At 74.0% G+C, this 18456-nt stretch carries 11 protein-coding genes and 2 CRISPR repeat arrays; all 11 genes read left to right on the top strand.

The features are described from left to right. Positions 1 to 125 precede the first annotated feature (125 nt). The 11 genes from ACFY07_RS22005 (at position 126) to cas2e (ending at position 15574) form a co-directional block, all read left to right on the top strand. The gene (locus tag ACFY07_RS22005) at positions 126 to 860 is read left to right on the top strand and encodes a ParA family protein (protein WP_230747928.1); all 735 of its coding nucleotides are present in this window, start codon (positions 126 to 128) and stop codon (positions 858 to 860) included. Then, positions 857 to 1879 carry a ParB/RepB/Spo0J family partition protein gene (locus tag ACFY07_RS22000; RefSeq protein ID WP_390870832.1) on the top strand — a complete coding sequence of 341 codons (1023 nt, stop codon included), beginning with the start codon at positions 857 to 859 and terminating at the stop codon, positions 1877 to 1879. The genes ACFY07_RS22005 and ACFY07_RS22000 overlap by 4 nt, the downstream gene beginning before the upstream one ends. 150 nt (positions 1880 to 2029) lie before the next feature. Continuing rightward, positions 2030 to 5292: a CRISPR direct-repeat array (repeat unit 29 nt; unit sequence CTGCTCCCCGCACCCGCGGGGATGGTCCC). 268 nt (positions 5293 to 5560) lie between these two features. Beyond that, complete coding sequence (locus ACFY07_RS21995) at positions 5561 to 5827, top strand: hypothetical protein (protein ID WP_390870830.1); 267 nt, start codon at positions 5561 to 5563, stop codon at positions 5825 to 5827. 612 nt (positions 5828 to 6439) lie between these two features. Beyond that, on the top strand, positions 6440 to 9214 hold the full coding sequence (gene cas3, locus ACFY07_RS21990) for a CRISPR-associated helicase Cas3' (protein WP_390870897.1): 2775 nt from the start codon (positions 6440 to 6442) through the stop codon (positions 9212 to 9214). Continuing rightward, a complete protein-coding gene (gene casA / locus ACFY07_RS21985; RefSeq protein ID WP_390870828.1) occupies positions 9204 to 10934 on the top strand; it encodes a type I-E CRISPR-associated protein Cse1/CasA in 1731 nt (576 codons plus the stop codon). Before cas3 ends, casA begins: the two co-directional genes overlap by 11 nt. Next, complete coding sequence (casB, locus tag ACFY07_RS21980) at positions 10931 to 11602, top strand: type I-E CRISPR-associated protein Cse2/CasB (protein WP_390870826.1); 672 nt, start codon at positions 10931 to 10933, stop codon at positions 11600 to 11602. The genes casA and casB overlap by 4 nt, the downstream gene beginning before the upstream one ends. Beyond that, a complete protein-coding gene (cas7e, locus tag ACFY07_RS21975) occupies positions 11599 to 12801 on the top strand; it encodes a type I-E CRISPR-associated protein Cas7/Cse4/CasC (RefSeq protein ID WP_390870824.1) in 1203 nt (400 codons plus the stop codon). Before casB ends, cas7e begins: the two co-directional genes overlap by 4 nt. Then, a complete protein-coding gene (cas5e, locus tag ACFY07_RS21970; RefSeq protein WP_390870822.1) occupies positions 12798 to 13556 on the top strand; it encodes a type I-E CRISPR-associated protein Cas5/CasD in 759 nt (252 codons plus the stop codon). The genes cas7e and cas5e overlap by 4 nt, the downstream gene beginning before the upstream one ends. After that, positions 13556 to 14263, top strand: a complete 708-nt coding sequence (gene cas6e / locus ACFY07_RS21965) for a type I-E CRISPR-associated protein Cas6/Cse3/CasE (RefSeq protein WP_390870820.1) — start codon at positions 13556 to 13558, stop codon at positions 14261 to 14263. The genes cas5e and cas6e overlap by 1 nt, the downstream gene beginning before the upstream one ends. A gap of 4 nt (positions 14264 to 14267) precedes the next feature. Next, positions 14268 to 15218, top strand: coding sequence for a type I-E CRISPR-associated endonuclease Cas1e (cas1e, locus tag ACFY07_RS21960; RefSeq protein WP_390870818.1), 951 nt, complete (start codon positions 14268 to 14270; stop codon positions 15216 to 15218). Continuing rightward, positions 15215 to 15574, top strand: a complete 360-nt coding sequence (gene cas2e, locus ACFY07_RS21955) for a type I-E CRISPR-associated endoribonuclease Cas2e (protein ID WP_390870816.1) — start codon at positions 15215 to 15217, stop codon at positions 15572 to 15574. Before cas1e ends, cas2e begins: the two co-directional genes overlap by 4 nt. A 101-nt stretch (positions 15575 to 15675) precedes the next feature. Beyond that, a CRISPR array of direct repeats spans positions 15676 to 18450; the repeat unit is 29 nt; unit sequence CTGCTCCCCGCGCCCGCGGGGATGGTCCC. Between the last annotated feature and the right edge of the window lie 6 nt (positions 18451 to 18456).

The following is an 18456-nucleotide window of genomic DNA, read 5'->3' as shown; positions in this document are numbered from 1 at the left end:
GGTGTTTACGGCGTAAACACCTGCCACGCCGACCGATGCAAGCCACTCCGTCTTCCACGCGATCTTCTGGAATGCTGTGCAGCGTCCGAAGTACCAGCACCATCGGGAAGCGAACGGATAGCTCCATGGCACACGTGCATCTTCTGCTCAACCAGAAGGGCGGCGTCGGCAAGTCCACCCTCACGGTCAACCTTGCCGCCGTCACCGCCGAGGCCCTGAAGGGCCGGACCACCGGTGACACCCCCCCGGTCTGCGCCGTCTCCATCGACCCCCAGGGCTCCACCACCTGGTGGGCGGAGCGGGTCGGCGAGGACCTGCCCTTCCTCTTCGTCGACGCCTCCGACGAGATCGACGGCCTCGCCCAGCTCAAGCAGGTCGACACCGTCGAGCACATCTTCGTCGACACCCCCGGCTGGCTCGAGCTCTCCAAGAGCAACGCCGCCCAGACCGGCCGCGACGCCGACCCGCTCGGCTCCGGCCACGCCGCCGACGCGCTGCGCGCCGCTCTCGACAGCGCGGACGACGTGATCGTGCCGCTGATGCCCGCCCCTCTCGGGTTCGGGCCGACCCAGAACACCATCGAGAAGGTCATCGCCCCGCGCGGCCTGCCCTACACGGTCGTCATCAACGACTGGGACCCCCGCGACGGCACCATCGATCTGGAGCAGACCAAGGACTTTGTCAAGGCCAACGGCTGGCCCCTCGCCTCGAGCGTGATCCGCCACTACAAGGTCCACGAGCGGGCCGCGGCCGAGGGCCAGGTCGTCACCCAGTACCCCGCGAACCGGGTCCACCTGCAGGCCCGCGAGGACTTCTACAAGCTCGCCCTCGAGGTCGTCCTCTCGGGGGGCAAGCGATGAGCAGCAAGCGCACCAGCCTGGCGTCCCTGGTCGGCCAGGTCGGCGCCAAGCCCGACGCCCCCGCGGTGCCGCGGCCGGCCGCGCCCGCGCCCGTGGGCGGCACCGTCCGGCTGCCGCTGGACCGGCTCGCGAACAACCCCCACAACCCCCGGCTGACCGTCAGGGCCGTGGAGGAGATGGCGGACAGCCTCCGCGAGCGCGGTGTCATCCAGCCGCTCACCGTGGTGACGCGCAAGGCGTTCCTCGCCGCGCATCCCGGGGACGGGGCCGCCATCGGCGACGCGGCGTATGTCGTCCTGGACGGCAACCGCCGCTACATGGGCGCCCGGCAGGCCGGCCTCGCCGACGTCCCGGTGCACGTCGACGACGACCTCGCCGCGGACTCCGACAGCATCCTGGAGAACGCCCTCGTCGCCGCTGTGCAGCATGAGGCGCTGGACCCGCTGGACGAGGCACGGGCCCTGCAGCGGCTGGTGGAGGTCCACGGGTCGCAGCGGCAGGTCGCCAAGCGGCTGGGCAAGTCCAACGGCTTCGTCTCCCAGCGGCTCACCCTGCTGGAGCTCACGCCCGAGCTCCAGCAGGCTGTGGAGGAGAAGGCGATCCCGGTGGAGGTCGCCCGCAAGGTCGGCCGCCTCGCGCCGGAGGCGCAGGCCGACGCCGTGCGGCAGGAGCTCGAGTCCCGGGCCCAGGTCCCGCCGAAGCGCCCGCGCGCCTCGACGGACACCCCTCCCGTGGAGCCCTCGGAGCCCGAGGCTGTTTACGCCGTAAACACCCCCGGGGAGACCGGCGGCGCGGCGGAGGGGGAGGTGCCGGCCCCCCGGCCCGAACCCGCCCAGGGTGTTTACGGCGTAAACACCTCCACGGCCGCCCCGTCCCGGGACGCCGCCGGACCGGTCATGGCCCCGCTCCTCCCCGGCGCCCCGGCGGAGCACAACGCGGACGTCCTGATGCGCGCCCTGCCCCCGCGGGAGCTGGTGGCCGTCATCGACGTGATGCTGGAGCGGATGCGCGCCAGCTGACGTCCCGTCCGGGCCCGTGCGCCGGAGCCTGTGCTCTGGTGGACGGGCCCGGGCCCGGGCCGAGCCGCACCTATCGTGTCTGAAATGTCCGAGTCAGCGAAAGTGTGGAATTTCGGCTCGTCAGCCGCGGAAAGCCGCAGGTCGTCGAGTCTGCTCCCCGCACCCGCGGGGATGGTCCCGTTCACCTTGAACGTTCTGGGTTCAATACTGCCTGCTCCCCGCACCCGCGGGGATGGTCCCGAGGCGGAGCCTGAGGAGGAGGGGCAGCCCGCCTGCTCCCCGCACCCGCGGGGATGGTCCCCCACACCCCCAGCAAGGAGCCCCAGTCATGAACTGCTCCCCGCACCCGCGGGGATGGTCCCTTCTTCTCCGCCCTCATGCTCCCCTCCACCTGCTGCTCCCCGCACCCGCGGGGATGGTCCCTCGTGAGGCTCCAGCCGATCGCGCAGCAGATTCTGCTCCCCGCACCCGCGGGGATGGTCCCCATCAAGGAACCACCCACAGAACCACCAGGGACTGCTCCCCGCACCCGCGGGGATGGTCCCGGGGCGGAGCCGGGAGAGGCAGGCTGACCGGTCTGCTCCCCGCACCCGCGGGGATGGTCCCCGGGGTCAAGCCTCCGCCGCGGATCCCCCGGCCTGCTCCCCGCACCCGCGGGGATGGTCCCCGCAGCTGCCGGCCCCGGCCCTCGCCGATGAACTGCTCCCCGCACCCGCGGGGATGGTCCCACGATCCGCATGATGCCCACCCCGTGGGATGACTGCTCCCCGCACCCGCGGGGATGGTCCCCTCCAGGCGCCGTCCAACGTCGCCCGGCAGGCCTGCTCCCCGCACCCGCGGGGATGGTCCCTCCAGATGCGCCGAAGGCCCCGCCTCTCGGATCTGCTCCCCGCACCCGCGGGGATGGTCCCCAGCCGAAGCCCTTGCCGGTGGCGAGCTTCGTCTGCTCCCCGCACCCGCGGGGATGGTCCCCAGCCGAAGCCCTTGCCGGTGGCGAGCTTCGTCTGCTCCCCGCACCCGCGGGGATGGTCCCCGCGTCCGGCAGTCGGAGGCCGTCGTCCTGGACTGCTCCCCGCACCCGCGGGGATGGTCCACCGGCCAGCGCGTCGGAGGTTTCGCGGTATTCCTGCTCCCCGCACCCGCGGGGATGGTCCCGACGTGCGGGAGGCCGTAGACAGCCACGGACGCTGCTCCCCGCACCCGCGGGGATGGTCCCGAGCCCTCCCTCGGCACCCTCATGCGGATCGTCTGCTCCCCGCACCCGCGGGGATGGTCCCATGGCGTCATGCAGGTATCGACCGACGCCGCCCTGCTCCCCGCACCCGCGGGGATGGTCCCTCCTCGACGCCGCCATGCCCTACGCCCTCGTCCTGCTCCCCGCACCCGCGGGGATGGTCCTGCGGAGGGGCTGACGTGGCGTTCCGCAACCCGCTGCTCCCCGCACCTGCGGGGATGGTCCCACCGCCACCGGCGCGGTCAACCTCCCCGGCTCCTGCTCCCCGCACCCGCGGGGATGGTCCCGAGGTCACCCATACGCGCCCACGGATCGGGTGCTGCTCCCCGCACCCGCGGGGATGGTCCCCTCATCACGCAGATCGGCGACCAGATGATCATCTGCTCCCCGCACCCGCGGGGATGGTCCCTGGAGTGCCCCGCCCGTCCAGCCCCATCGCAGCTGCTCCCCGCACCCGCGGGGATGGTCCCCGCTCGGACTCGGCGGTGGCCTCGCGCATGGCCTGCTCCCCGCACCCGCGGGGATGGTCCCCCTCGCGCGCGTGGGCGCGTAGGGGCCCCTCCCTGCTCCCCGCACCCGCGGGGATGGTCCAGCTGGGAGCTGTGCCCGGGGTGCGCCGCAGCCCTGCTCCCCGCACCCGCGGGGATGGTCCCGGCGGGGCGGTGTCGCTCATGGTGTGGACTCCCTGCTCCCCGCACCCGCGGGGATGGTCCCACCGGGTCGGCCAGGTCTGCGGCCGTGACTTCCTGCTCCCCGCACCCGCGGGGATGGTCCCTAGGCGCAGCAGCCGGGCTCGGATCTCGTACGCTGCTCCCCGCACCCGCGGGGATGGTCCCATCCGGCAGGTGCTGCGCATCAACCCGGAGAGCTGCTCCCCGCACCCGCGGGGATGGTCCCCAGAAGACCGCCGAGGCGAAGGCCTCGCTGGACTGCTCCCCGCACCCGCGGGGATGGTCCCGGGGCGTCGAAGCGGCGGTGCAGCGGTATGACCTGCTCCCCGCACCCGCGGGGATGGTCCCGGCTTCGTGCACCTGGGCACCGGCATCTCCGGCTGCTCCCCGCACCCGCGGGGATGGTCCCATCGCCACCCCTTCGCCACCCCACACCATCACCTGCTCCCCGCACCCGCGGGGATGGTCCCGCGCAGTCCTCGGGGGTCTAGGTGGTCTCAGTCTGCTCCCCGCACCCGCGGGGATGGTCCCCGTGTGCGGTGGCCGGTGTGGCAGTGACAACCTCTGCTCCCCGCACCCGCGGGGATGGTCCCTCGGCGCGCTTGCGCTCCGCCTCGGCCTTGATCTGCTCCCCGCACCCGCGGGGATGGTCCCTTCGCGCTCACGGGCGGCAGGGGCGGCAGGCCCTGCTCCCCGCACCCGCGGGGATGGTCCCCTGGAGGGGGCGAGGACGTGGCTAGCGAATGCCTGCTCCCCGCACCCGCGGGGATGGTCCCCAGCCCCTGCCACCCCAGCCCAACCGCCAGCACTGCTCCCCGCACCCGCGGGGATGGTCCCGCCGGGGACAGGGGCAGGAGGTCCAGGCGCCGCTGCTCCCCGCACCCGCGGGGATGGTCCCTTGCCCACGGCGGTCACGGTGAAGGTGACCGACTGCTCCCCGCACCCGCGGGGATGGTCCTCCTCGCGTGACTGGCGGGGGCGAATCCGGCGGCTGCTCCCCGCACCCGCCGGGATGGTCCCGACCCCGACGACGCGCGGATCATCGCGCGGTACTGCTCCCCGCACCCGCGGGGATGGTCCCGACGACCTGATGGCGTTCCTGGAGGCCCGTCTCTGCTCCCCGCACCCGCGGGGATGGTCCCGACGACCTGATGGCGTTCCTGGAGGCCCGTCTCTGCTCCCCGCACCCCCGGGGATGGTCCCATGTGCCGGGTCGACGGCTCCCGGGTCCGGATCTGCTCCCCGCACCCGCGGGGATGGTCCCGGCGCCAACATCTTCGGCAGCCTCACCGGGTACTGCTCCCCGCACCCGCGGGGATGGTCCCGGAGAGCGCTACCTGAGACGGCCGGCCCCCCGCTGCTCCCCGCGCCCGCGGGGATGATCCGCTTTCGTTCGCAGGGCTCACCGACCTCGGACGCTGCTCCCTGCGCCCGCCGGAATGGTCCCGATTGGGTCCGCGGTCGCGCCCACCGCGCCGGCTGTTCCCCGCGTCCGCGGGGCTGGTGCCGGGGCTGCTTTGTCTCCCTTCAGCGGCTTCGTCACCCGGCCTGGCGTCTGAGCTCGCCTTACACCGATGCAACGTCCTTATCCGTCCTTACAACTGACGGAGCGCCACAACAGGTGCTACCTTGTTGGCCGTACCCAGAAGCCTAGACGGTGTGGTGATGCCGTTTCCGAAACTGGCAGGACCGCGAGGCTGAAGATCGAACTATGTAGGGGCGCCCACCCCTCTGGCCAAAGATGAACGGGCGCCCCGAGGGAACCTAGGAGGAAAAATGAGCTCCAGGGCTCGCAACACCGCCCGCGCAGCGAGCGGCCACATCACGTCTCGCACCCTTGCACAGGGCTTGGGCCGCCGCAAGGTGGACATGATCACGATTTCGCTGCTCATCGGGTGCGTGATCCACGGGGACGTCCTCAGCACCGAGCTTCAGCAGGCCACCTACCTGGTCATCGCGATCATCCTCTTGAAGGTGGTATCGACGCTCTCCCTGTGGGCTGAGAACAGGATCACTCCGGCCCTCAATCGCTTGCGAAGCTGAGGGCGAAGGGTGTGAGGGTCGATCGCCGCTAGCCTGGTAGGCCTGTCCGCCGTCTTCGACTCGGTTGCGTAGCGCGATGGAGCGGCACAGGGGTGGATGGATTCTCAGGTCGGGCATCTGGGGCTGCCATGCACGCTGCTGAACAGCGACTCGAGGGTGGAGTCGAGCCTTCCCCGCGTCTGCGGGGATGATCCCGGCATGACCACACCGTCATCTGGATGATCACTTTGCTCCCCGCGTCTGCGGGGATGATCTCGCGCTCGGACCGGGGCCGGGACGTGGCCGCGGCCGTCCTGCTCTCCGTGCCTGCGCGGACGGCTTCCGCACCCACGGGTAGCGCGTCGGCCTGGCCGCCTGGTTTGCGTGCCCACGGGGGTTGGTCCCGTCCGGTGGTTCGGTTCCGCGGACGCGGCGAGGGTTTTGTTCGTACCGTGTGCCGTCTGTGGGGGTGGTGCCCTTCGGGTTGCTGCTCGAGGTGCGCCTGGCCGCGGGAGGGGGACTGCAGTGACGACCGAAGATTCTGGTCTGGGCGGGCGGTTGGCCGGGCCGGTACGCAGGGTGTGGGCGAAGCACGACCGCGCATCCGACGACTGGATGCCGCTGTGGCAGCACATGGCGGACAGTGCGGCGGTGGCCGGCCTGCTGTGGGACCGGTGGCTGCCCGCAGCAGTGCGGAGGGTGGTGGCGGAGCCGCTGCCGGGGGGTGAGGCGGACGCGCGGCTGCTGGCGGTGTGGCTGGCGGGGGTGCACGACATCGGAAAGGCCACGCCGGCGTTCGCGTGCCAGGTGGATGCGCTCGCGGACCGGATGCGCGAGGTGGGCCTGGCGATGCCGTACCAGCGGGAGATGGGCACGGACCGGCGGATGGCCCCGCACGGGCTGGCCGGTCAGACGCTGCTGCAGGAGTGGCTGGAGGAGCGCTGCGGATGGCCGGGCCGGGCCACGGCGCAGTTCGCCGTGGTGGTCGGCGGCCACCACGGGGTGCCGCCGGAGTCGGCGCAGGTCGTCGACCTCGACGCCCATCCCGCGCTGCTGCGGACCCCGGGGCCGAGCCAGGGGCTGTGGCGCAAGGTGCAGGAGGAGCTGCTGGAGGCCTGCGCGGACGAGTTCGGGGTGCGCGAGCGTCTCGGGGAGTGGCAGCGGGTGAAGCTGCCGCAGCCGGTGCAGGTGCTGCTGTCGGCCCTGGTGATCGTCGCGGACTGGATCGCGAGCAACCCCGACCTGTTCCCGTACTCCCTGCAGGACGAGGGCCGCTCCCGGGCCGAGCGGACGGCCGCCGCCTGGAAGGCGTTGGAGCTGCCCGAGCCGTGGCGGCCGCAGGAGCCGCAGGGCACGCCCGCCGAGCTGTTCGCCTCCCGGTTCGACCTGCCGCCCGGAGCGGCGGTGCGGCCGGTGCAGGAGGCGGCGGTGCGCGTCGCGCGTGAGATGCCCGAGCCCGGCCTGCTGATTGTCGAGGCGCCCATGGGGGAGGGCAAGACCGAGGCCGCACTGGCCGCGGCGGAGGTGCTCGCCGCACGGGCCGGCGCCGGCGGGGTGTTCTTCGCGCTCCCGACGATGGCCACCAGCAATGCGATGTTCCCGCGGCTGCTCGCGTGGCTGGACCGCCTGCCGGCCCGCGGGGGCGAGCGCCTGTCGGTCCTGCTGGCGCACTCGAAGGCGGCCCTGAACGAGGACTACGCCGAGCTGAAGGCCGCGTCACGGCGGGTCGCGGCCGTCGGGATGGACGGCGACGAGGGGCTGCCCGAGCCGGGTGCGGCGGAGCGGGCTGCGCCGGCGGAGCTGGTGGCGCACCAGTGGCTGAGCGGACGCAAGAAGGGCATGCTCTCGTCCTTCGTCGCGGGCACGGTCGACCAGCTGCTGTTCGCGGGGCTGAAGAGCCGCCACCTCGCGCTTCGGCACCTGGCCCTGGCGGGCAAGGTCGTCGTCATCGACGAGGCGCACGCCTACGACACCTACATGAACTCCTACCTCGACCGCGTACTGGCCTGGCTGGGGGCCTACCGGGTGCCGGTGGTGGTGCTGTCCGCGACGCTTCCGGCCGACCGGCGGCGCGGGCTGGCGGAGGCGTACGCGGGCGTGTCCGCCGGGTCGGAGCAGTTCGCGGCGGTCGGGGAGGCCGGCGGGTACCCGCTGCTCACCGCCGTCTGCCCGGGCCGGCCGCCGCTGCTGGAGGAGCCTGCCGCCTCCGGACGCGGCAGTGCGGTGCAGGTCGAGGCGGTGGAGGACGACCTCCAGGTGCTCGCCGACCGGCTGGAGGGGGAGCTGGACGACGGCGGCTGCGTCCTCGTCGTGCGCAACACGGTCAACCGGGTGCTGGAGACGGCCAAGGCCCTGCGCGGACGCTTCGGGGCGGACGCGGTGACGGTGGCCCACGCCCGCTTCATCGACGTGGACCGGGCCGCGAAGGACCGGCTCCTGCTGGAGCGCTTCGGGCCGCCGTCCGCCGCGGCCGGCGAGCGGCCCGGCCGGCACATCGTGGTGGCCAGCCAGGTGGCCGAGCAGTCCCTGGACGTCGACTTCGACCTGCTGGTCACCGACCTGGCGCCGGTCGACCTGCTGCTGCAGCGCATCGGCCGCCTGCACCGCCACCCGCGCGAGGGACGGCCCGAGCGGCTGCGTACCCCGCGCTGCTGGGTGACCGGCGTGGACCGGTCAGCGGTGCCGCCGGAGCCGGTCCGCGGTTCGCTGGCGGTCTACGGACGCCATGCGCTGCTGCGCTCGCTGGCGGTCCTCGCACCCCACCTCGAGCAGGGGGGAGCGCCGGTGCGGCTGCCGCAGGAGATTAGCCCGCTGGTGCAGCAGGCCTACGGCCCGGACCCGGTCGGGCCGGCCGCCTGGGCCGAGGCGATGGCGGAGGCGCGCCGGGAGCACGAGCAGGTCCGGGCGGAGAAGGCGAAGGCCGCGGACACCTTCCGGATCGCGGCGGCGGCCAGGGCCGGGCGTCCGCTCCTGGACTGGCTGGCCGGCGGGGCGGGCGACGCGGACGACACCCGTGCGGGCCGGGCCCAGGTCCGGGACAGCCCCGAGAGCCTGGAGGTGCTGGTCGTCGAGCGGCTGGCCGACGGCTCGTTGGCGACCGTCTCCTGGGCCGGTGGCGGTCGTGGCGGACTCCCGCTGCCCCAGGACGCGGTGCCCGCGCCGCGGGCGGCGCAGGCCGCGGCGGCCTGCAGTCTGCGCCTGCCCGTGCAGATGGCGCGCCCGTACGTCATCGACCAGGTGATCGCCGAACTCGAGCGGTTCTGCGTCCCGGCCTGGCAGGCGAAGGACAGTTTCTGGCTGGCCGGGGAGCTCGTCCTGCCGATCGAGGCCGGTTGTCAGACCCGCCTGGCAGGCTTTCGGCTCCACTACAGCTTCGACGACGGACTCGAGGTGTCACGTGAGGGATGAACAGGAGGCCGGGCCGGACGGCGCGTTGTCGTTCGACCTGACGAGCCGGCCGTGGCTGCCGGTGCTGCTCCTGGAGGGCGGGGAGGACGTGCTGTCCCTGCGGGAGGTCTTCGCGCAGGCGGCGCGGGTCCGGCGGCTGGCCGGAGACATCCCCACGCAGGACTTCGCGCTGACCCGCCTGCTGCTGGCGATCCTCCACGACGCCCTCGACGGGCCCGAGGACATCGGGGCGTGGGCCGACCTGTGGGAGGCCGAGGAGCCGTTCGCGGACGTGGACGGCTACCTGGATGAGCACCGCGGCCGGTTCGACCTGCTGCACCCGCACGCGCCGTTCTTCCAGACGGCCGGCCTGCGCACCGCGGGCGACGAGGTCTTCTCGCTCAACCGGATCGTCGCGGACGTGCCCAACGGCGACCCGTTCTTCACCACCCGCCTCCCCGGCGCCGAGCGGATCCCGTTCGCTGAGGCGGCCCGCTGGGTGGTCCACGCCCACGCCTACGACACCTCCGGCATCAAGACCGGCGTGGTCGGCGACCCGCGCGTCAAGGGCGGCAAGGCCTACCCCCAGGGTGTCGCCTGGGCCGGGAACCTCGGCGGCGTCCTGGCCGAGGGGGCCACCCTCCGCGAGACGCTGCTGCTGAACCTGGTCGCCGCCGACCACCGGCCCGCCGAGGCCGGCGACCGTCCCGCCTGGCGGCGTCCGCCCGCCGGGCCGGGCGCGGCCGAGGACCTCGCCTCCCGGCCGACGGGCCTGCGCGACCTGTACACCTGGCAGTCCCGCCGCCTGCGTCTGCACGCGGACGCCGACGGTGTGCACGGGGTGGTGCTCACCTACGGCGACCCGCTGGCTGTGCAGAACATGCAGACCACCGAGCCGATGACCGGCTGGCGCCGCAGCCAGGCGCAGGAGAAGAAGCTCGGCCGGCCGCTGGTGTACATGCCGCGTGAGCACGACCCGGCCCGCGCGGCCTGGCGGGGCCTGGCGGCCCTGATTACCCCGCGCGACCCGGACGCCGCCAAGCGCGGCGAGCCCGCCTCCGCCCTGCGGCCGGGGATTGTCGACTGGCTGGCCCGCCTGCAGGCCGAGCGCATCCTGCCCAAGGGCCGGCACATCCGCGTGCGCACCTTCGGGGCGGTGTACGGCACCCAGCAGTCCGTGATCGACGAGATCACCAGCGACGCGGTGTCCCTGGCGGTGGTCCTGCTCGGTGACGCCGACCGGGCTCTGGGCCAGACGGCCGTCGACGCCGTCACCGACGCCGACCTGGCCGTGCGGACGCTCGGCGACCTCGCCTTCGACCTGGCCCGTGCGGCGGGCAGCGAGTCCGAGTCCGGCAAGACCGCCGCCCGCGACGCCGGGTTCGCCGCACTCGACGGCCCCTACCGGCTGTGGCTGGACGCCATCGGCGAAGGCGACGACCCGCAGGAACTGCGTGCCACCTGGCAGCGCACCGCCCGCGCGGTCGTCGCGCGCCTGGCCGAGGACCTGGTCGCCGCCGCGGGGGAGGCCGCCTGGCAGGGCCGGGTCGTGTCCCACGCCAAGGGCGAGACGTGGCTGAACACCGCCCAGGCGGACCTGTGGTTCCGTTTCCGCCTGAGGAAGGCCCTCCCCCTGGCCCACGACACCGCGCCGGTTTCCGTGCCCGGCCAGGCGCCCGCCCCCGACCCGGCCGCCGCTCAGGACGCGCCCGACCTCGACGCCCGGAAGGTTTCCGCATGACCACCGCCCCTCCGGCCACCGCCCCTGCGAGCCCCTCCCGGCCGCGCACTGCCCCGGGCCCGGTCGGCGCCCTCGTCGGCAAGGAGATCGCCCGCCTGCAGCGCGGCTACCTCGACGACCGCTCCGAGGCCGTCGCCGCCCTGGCCCGGCTGCGCCGCGGCGCCGGCAAGGACGCCTCATCCGTCCCGGACCTGTGGGGCCTGGTCGACCTCGGCCCCCTCTACGAGGACCGCTCGCTGCGCCACGACGCCGCCGCGGACGCCGTCGACACCGCGATGGCGCTGTGGGCCCTGCACCAGCAGTCCCGCGGCACCGGCATGCACCGCGCCCCTGGGGACGAGCTCGGCGCCGCCGTGCGGCGCCTGATGCCCGCTTCGGAGATCGACGATCCGGTGCTCAAGCGCTTCGTGCGGGCCGGTACCGCCCCGACCCTCACCGTCCTCGCCACCCGGCTGCGCGAGATCGTCCTGCTGCTGCGCCGCGAGGACCTCGCCCTGGACTACGCGCTGCTCGCCGACCAGCTCTACCAGTGGCAGCAGCCCGGCGGTCCGGACCGGATCAGGCGCTCCTGGGGCCGCTCCTTCCACGCCCACCGCGGCACCCCGACCGACACCACCGACACGACCGGCACCACCGCTGCCGCGACCGACCCGAAGGACGCCTCGTGACCGCTCGCATCATCCTGGACGTGCACGCCCTGCAGAACGTGCCGCCGAGCAACATCAACCGCGACGACACCGGCGCCCCCAAGACCGCCGTCTACGGCGGCGTGACCCGCGCCCGCGTCTCCAGCCAGGCCTGGAAGCGCGCCACCCGCCGCCACTTCGACGAGATCCTGGACCCCGCCGAGCTCGGCGTGCGCACCAAGCGCGTCGCCGAGCTCCTCGCCGAGCGCATCACCGCCCTCAAGCCCGAGCTCGAGGAGGCGCCCGCGGAGGCGCTGGCCATCGCCGCCGAGGTCCTCCAGACGGCCACCGGCTCGAAGATCGAGCCGCCCAAGCGCAAGGTGGAGGCGGCCAGGAAGAGCGGCGACCCCGCGCCCGCGCCCGAGTCCTCCTACCTGATGTTCCTCAGCGCCCGGCAGCTCGACCACCTCGCCGCCCTCGCCGTCGAGGGGAGCGCCGACATCAAGGCGTTCCTGAAGGACAAGGAGGCCAAGGCCCGCGCGAAGAAGATCGCCGACGGCCGGCACTCCGTGGACATCGCCCTGTTCGGCCGCATGGTCGCCGACTCCACCGACATCAACGTCGACGCCGCCGCCCAGGTCGCCCACGCCCTCAGCGTCCACCGGACCGAGACGGAGTCCGACTACTTCACCGCCGTCGACGACCGCAACACCGACGCCGAGCCCGGCGCGGGCATGATCGGCACCGTCGACTTCAACTCCGCCACCCTCTACCGCTACGCGGCGGTCGACGTCGACCTGCTGGAGCGGAACCTCGGCAAGGGCCTCGACCCGGAGGAGTCCCCGGCCACCCCGGTCCGCCGGGCCGTCGAGGCGTTCCTCGACGGGTTCGTCTCCTCCCTGCCCACCGGGAAGATCAACACCTTCGGCAACCACACCCTCCCCGACGCGGTCGTCGTCAAGCTCCGCGCCACCCGTCCCGTCAGCTTCGTCTCCGCCTTCGAGAAGCCGGTGACCGCGGACGCCTCCAGCGGGCACATGGAGCAGGCCTGCGCCCGCCTGGCCGACTACGTCCCCGAGATCGAGCGCGCCTACGGCGACGAGACCTGCCAGACCTGGGTGCTGCGCATCGGCCCCGCCACCGCCAAGCTCTCCTCGCTGGGCACCGAGGCGCCCAGCCTGGCCCGCCTGGTGGAGTCCGTCGGCGCCGCCGTCGCCGACCGCCTGGAGCAGCGCGGATGAGTGTCCTCGCCCTGCAGTTGGCCGGCCCCCTGCAGTCGTGGGGGGCCTCGGCCCGCTTCGCCCGCCGCAGCACCGAGAACGCCCCCACCAAGAGCGGCGTCGTCGGCCTGCTCGCCGCCGCCCTCGGCCTGGACCGCGACGACGATACCCGCCTCGCCGAGCTCGCGGCGCTGCGCTTCGGCGTGCGCATCGACCAGCCCGGCACCCGCATCCGCGACTTCCAGACCGCCCGCCACTTCGACACCGGCGAGGCCATGCCGCTCTCCGAGCGCTACTACCTCGCCGACGCCGTGTTCGTCGCGGCCGTCGAAGGCCCCGCACCCCTGGTCGACCGGCTCCACGCCGCCCTGCGCGCCCCGGCCTACCTGCCCTACCTCGGCCGCCGCTCCTGCCCGCCCTCCCGGCCGGTCGACCTCGGCGTCCACCACGACGCCGACCTCGAGACGGTCCTCGCCGCCGAGCCCTGGCGGGCCGCCGATTGGCACCAGAAGCGACGCCGCCACCAGGAGCGCATCGACCTGACCGTCCACCTCGAGCCCGCCGCCGACCCCGGAGGCAGTACCGGGCGCAACCCGGACGCGGCCCGCGGGGACACCCTGCGCGACCAGCCCCTCAGCTACGACCCCCGCCACCGCCGCTACGCCCTGCGGACCGTCCGCACCGCCACCGTCACCGTTCCCAACCCCCACGCCCGCCCCCGCGAGGCCGCCACCGTGCCCGCGCACGACCCGACCGGACACCTGGAAGGCGCCTGATGCACCTCACCCGCTTCCGCTTCAACACCGCACGCCCGGGCGCCCGACGACTGCTCTCCTCCCCCCAGTCCGTGCACGCCGCCGTCATGTCCTCCTTCCCCGACCTCCTGCCCACCGACGAGCAGACCCCTCGGGTCCTGTGGCGCCTGGACCGCAACGCCGCCGCCGAAGTGCTCCTGTACGTGGTCAGCCCCGGCCGACCCGACCTGACCCACCTGGTCGAGCAGGCCGGATGGCCCGCGGCGGCCGCCTCCGGCACGCCCGGCTGGCAGACCTACACCTACGCGCCGTTCCTCGAGCGCCTCGACAAGGGCACCACCTGGAACTTCCGGCTGACCGCCAACCCCGTCCACTACGCCCGCACCAAGGACGGCGAACCCACCAAGCGCACCGCCCACCTCACGCCGAAGCACCAACTGCAGTGGCTCCTGCAGCGCCAGGACGCCGGCGGCTTCCGCATCCTCGGCAAGCCCCAGGACAAGCAGTTGACCGAGCACGGCGACGAGTACCAGGCCGCCGTCCGCGACCAGCGCAGCCTCGACTTCGGCAAGCGCGGCGCCCGCGGCCGGATCACCCTCACCACCGTCACCTACGACGGCCGCCTCGAGGTCACCGAGCCCGACGCGCTGCGACGTGTCCTGACCGGCGGCCTGGGTAAGGCCAAGGCCTACGGCTGCGGACTGATGACCCTCGCGCCCCTCGGATGAACGCATGACCACCGTCAGCCGCAGGCAGGCGAGCGGCCCGCGTGAGCTCACCCGCGTCGCCGACCGCACCTCGTTCGTCTACCTGGAACGCTGCACCGTCCACCGCGACGCCAACGCCATCACCGCCGAGGACGCCGACGGCACCACCCACATCCCCTCCGCCACCATCGGCACCCTGCTGCTGGGCCCCGGCACCCGCATCACCCACCAGGCCATGAGCGTCCTGGGCGAGACCGGCGCAGGCGTCGTCTGGGTCGGCGAGCACGGCGTGCGGTACTACGCCGCCGGCCGGGCGCTGTCCCGCTCCGCCTCCCTCGCCGAGGCCCAGGCCACCAGCTGGGCCAACCGGCGCACCCGCCTGGACGTCGCCCGGGCGATGTACCGGCTGCGCTTCCCCGACGAGGATTCGTCGGGCTGCACCCGCCAGGAGCTGCTCGGCCGCGAAGGACGCCGCGTCAAGGAGTGCTACCGGGCCGAGGCGCTGCGCACCGGCGTCCCCTGGAGGGGACGCCGCTACACACCCGGCGACTTCGCCTCGGGCGACGCCGTGAACCAGGCGGTTACCGCGGCCGCGCAGGCGATGTACGGCGTCGCGCACGCCGTCGTCACCGCGCTCGGCTGCTCCCCGGCGCTCGGGTTCGTCCACTCCGGCCACGAGCTGTCCTTCGTCCTGGACATCGCCGACCTCTACAAGACCGAGGTCGGCATCCCCGTCGCCTTCGACGCCGCAGCCGAGTCGCCGGAGGACGTCGGCGCCCGGACCCGCCGCGCCCTCAGGGACCGGATCCACGAGCTGCGCCTCCTGGACCGCGTCGTCGCCGACATCCGAGGCCTGCTCCTCCCCGAGGGCAGCGCACCGGCCCCCTCCGACGACCTCGACCAGGTCACGCTCCAGTCCGACCAGGGCCTGCAGGTCGCCTCCGGCGTCAACTACGCCCTCGAGGAGAACTGGTGACGGTCATCGTCCTCACCAACTGCCCCGCCGGACTGCGCGGCTTCCTCACCAGATGGCTGCTGGAGATCTCGCCCGGCGTCTTCATCGGCAACCCGTCCACCCGCATCCGCGAAGCGTTGTGGGAGGAGGTCCGCCAGTACGCCGGCCAGGGTCGCGCCCTGCTCGCCCACACCACCAACAGCGAGCAGGGCTTCACCTTCCTCACCCACGACCACTCCTGGCACCCGGTGGACCACGAGGGCCTCACCCTCATTCGCCGCCCGAAAGACCCGGCCACACCGAGCTCTTCCGCCGCTGCGGCCCCGCGCCCTGGCTGGAGCAAGGCATCCAAGCGGCACCGCTTCGGGAAACGGTGATGGCACATACGCGCCCGATGGTCTCTTTGGCCTTTATGTCCGAACCTCGACAAGTGATGGATTCCCGCGTCCCGCTGTGACAAAAGCCCAGCTCACGCAGTCTGCTCCCCGCGCCCGCGGGGATGGTCCCGCTCGTCACGGCCCCCCGCCGCAGGGCTCTGACTGCTCCCCGCGCCCGCGGGGATGGTCCCGTGACGCCCTGATCGTGGTCCTCGCCGCCCTCCTGCTCCCCGCGCCCGCGGGGATGGTCCCAGGACATGACGCACCGATATGTGACGTACGATCTGCTCCCCGCGCCCGCGGGGATGGTCCCACGATCGGGAAGTCCGTCCGGGAGCAGGTCGACTGCTCCCCGCGCCCGCGGGGATGGTCCCGACGAGGTCGTCCTCTACGCCAAGAAGTTCGGCTGCTCCCCGCGCCCGCGGGGATGGTCCCAACGATCATCCGACGACGGCGAAGGACGCCACCTGCTCCCCGCGCCCGCGGGGATGGTCCCAGAAAGCGGCGCACCCCCCCTTGCCCGGTTGGCTGCTCCCCGCGCCCGCGGGGATGGTCCCCCGACCGACAACTCGGGGGCGGACCCGGATCGCTGCTCCCCGCGCCCGCGGGGATGGTCCCCCACGCCTCGACCTCAAGGTCGGTGCCGGTGCCTGCTCCCCGCGCCCGCGGGGATGGTCCCGCGAGTGGTGGGCGATTCTCCAGAATCACTAGCTGCTCCCCGCGCCCGCGGGGATGGTCCCACCCGCTGCAGCCGGGCCCGCAGCTCGGGGATCTGCTCCCCGCGCCCGCGGGGATGGTCCCACGCTGGTCCGCGGCGCCGTGTCCGAACACGCCTGCTCCCCGCGCCCGCGGGGATGGTCCCCGACCGCGGTTTCACGCAGCGCGTCGGGGCGGCTGCTCCCCGCGCCCGCGGGGATGGTCCCCGGCAGGTGCAGGTCGCCACCACCGCCCGCCACTGCTCCCCGCGCCCGCGGGGATGGTCCCTTCGCCTCCACCCCCGTCAAGGCCGTGGTCGACTGCTCCCCGCGCCCGCGGGGATGGTCCCTTCGCCTCCACCCCCGTCAAGGCCGTGGTCGACTGCTCCCCGCGCCCGCGGGGATGGTCCCGCCGGCCGCCACGGCGTGTGGGGCGGCACCACCTGCTCCCCGCGCCCGCGGGGATGGTCCCCGAGGGTCGGAGCCACCTGGACCGGAACGCCGCTGCTCCCCGCGCCCGCGGGGATGGTCCCAGGCCGGCCCCCGCAGCCGTCCCCGCCCGGGGCTGCTCCCCGCGCCCGCGGGGATGGTCCCAACCTTCGCGGCCTGCTCTAGCGCACCCTTCGCTGCTCCCCGCGCCCGCGGGGATGGTCCCAGGGTCTCTACGCTCGGCGTGGTCTCGCCGGTCTGCTCCCCGCGCCCGCGGGGATGGTCCCTTCGCCCGGTCCGCCGTCGGCTTGTGCGCGTTCTGCTCCCCGCGCCCGCGGGGATGGTCCCGGCCCCCGCATCGGCAGCCTCTGCACCGGCTACTGCTCCCCGCGCCTGCGGGGATGGTCCCCACCTCGGCCAGCACGGCTACAAGAACTGGACCTGCTCCCCGCTCCCGCGGGGATGGTCCGACCACCGTCGCCGCGAACCTCGCCGGCCTGGCCTGCTCCCCGCGCCCGCGGGGATGGTCCCTTCACGCACTCGTACAGGTCGTGGCTGGTCATCTGCTCCCCGCGCCCGCGGGGATGGTCCCCCGGGACGGCGACAACCCCGGCCGCTGGGTAGCTGCTCCCCGCGCCCGCGGGGATGGTCCCGTGACGGTCGCGCCGGGGCCCTGCTTGCCGTCCTGCTCCCCGCGCCCGCGGGGATGGTCCCGAGCCGAAGTCCGCGCGCAGAGACTCCACTTCCTGCTCCCCGCGCCCGCGGGGATGGTCCCGACTTCGCGGTGTCGCCCCTGGTGGTCTGCCACTGCTCCCCGCGCCCGCGGGGATGGTCCCGCCGCCCCCGAGCACTTCGACGACGCGCACCCACTGCTCCCCGCGCCCGCGGGGATGGTCCCCGCGCCGCCGCCGTCGAGCTGCGCTGCGACGACTGCTCCCCGCGCCCGCGGGGATGGTCCCTGCAAGTGCCGCCTGTACCGCCCGGCCGCGCCCTGCTCCCCGCGCCCGCGGGGATGGTCCCTGGTCGTTGACCTCGATGCCGCCCGGGTAGCGCTGCTCCCCGCGCCCGCGGGGATGGTCCCTCCAGCGCCAGCGTGCCGGACTTGAGGCCGCCCTGCTCCCCGCCCCCGCGGGGATGGTCCCCAGCTCCGCGGGTCGTCCGCGGGCGGGTTGCCCTGCTCCCCGCGCCCGCGGGGATGGTCCCGGCTGTCGCAGGGCATCGGCTCGATCCTCACCCTGCTCCCCGCGCCCGCGGGGATGGTCCCGACAAGGCCGACTCGATCCGGGCCCTGCTCGGCTGCTCCCCGCGCCCGCGGGGATGGTCCCCAGACCACCAGCCTCGCGCTGACCTACACCGCCTGCTCCCCGCGCCCGCGGGGATGGTCCCGATCGAGGCTTCCTCGCCTACGCAGGCGGCCCCTGCTCCCCGCGCCCGCGGGGATGGTCCCCCCAGGGCCAAGGGGACCCGCCTCGCCACAGACTGCTCCCCGCGCCCGCGGGGATGGTCCCCACGACTACGAGGGCGAGATCGCCGAGGCGGGCTGCTCCCCGCGCCCGCGGGGATGGTCCCGCGACGCAGTCCCACCAGGTGGTGTCGACATCCTGCTCCCCGCGCCCGCGGGGATGGTCCTTGTGGATTGCCCGCGAGCACGGGTGGAAATTCCTGCTCCCCGCGCCCGCGGGGATGGTCCCGAGAGAAAGAGACCGTCGTGAACGGTACCGGCCTGCTCCCCGCGCCCGCGGGGATGGTCCCAACCCG

Source organism: Streptomyces sp. NPDC001380, from assembly GCF_042895785.1.
GTDB lineage: Bacteria > Actinomycetota > Actinomycetes > Streptomycetales > Streptomycetaceae > Peterkaempfera.
The sequence above is the reverse complement of the archived record's forward strand: the minus strand, read 5'-3'. Positions and strand labels throughout refer to the sequence as shown.

Coding starts and splice junctions, on each gene's coding strand:
- ACFY07_RS22005 (WP_230747928.1), top strand. CDS start 126: ATGGCACACGTGCATCTTCTGCTCAACCAGAAGGGCGGCGTCGGCAAG.
- cas5e (WP_390870822.1), top strand. CDS start 12,798: ATGAGTGTCCTCGCCCTGCAGTTGGCCGGCCCCCTGCAGTCGTGGGGG.
- cas1e (WP_390870818.1), top strand. CDS start 14,268: ATGACCACCGTCAGCCGCAGGCAGGCGAGCGGCCCGCGTGAGCTCACC.
- cas6e (WP_390870820.1), top strand. CDS start 13,556: ATGCACCTCACCCGCTTCCGCTTCAACACCGCACGCCCGGGCGCCCGA.
- ACFY07_RS22000 (WP_390870832.1), top strand. CDS start 857: ATGAGCAGCAAGCGCACCAGCCTGGCGTCCCTGGTCGGCCAGGTCGGC.
- ACFY07_RS21995 (WP_390870830.1), top strand. CDS start 5,561: ATGAGCTCCAGGGCTCGCAACACCGCCCGCGCAGCGAGCGGCCACATC.
- cas3 (WP_390870897.1), top strand. CDS start 6,440: ATGGCGGACAGTGCGGCGGTGGCCGGCCTGCTGTGGGACCGGTGGCTG.
- casB (WP_390870826.1), top strand. CDS start 10,931: ATGACCACCGCCCCTCCGGCCACCGCCCCTGCGAGCCCCTCCCGGCCG.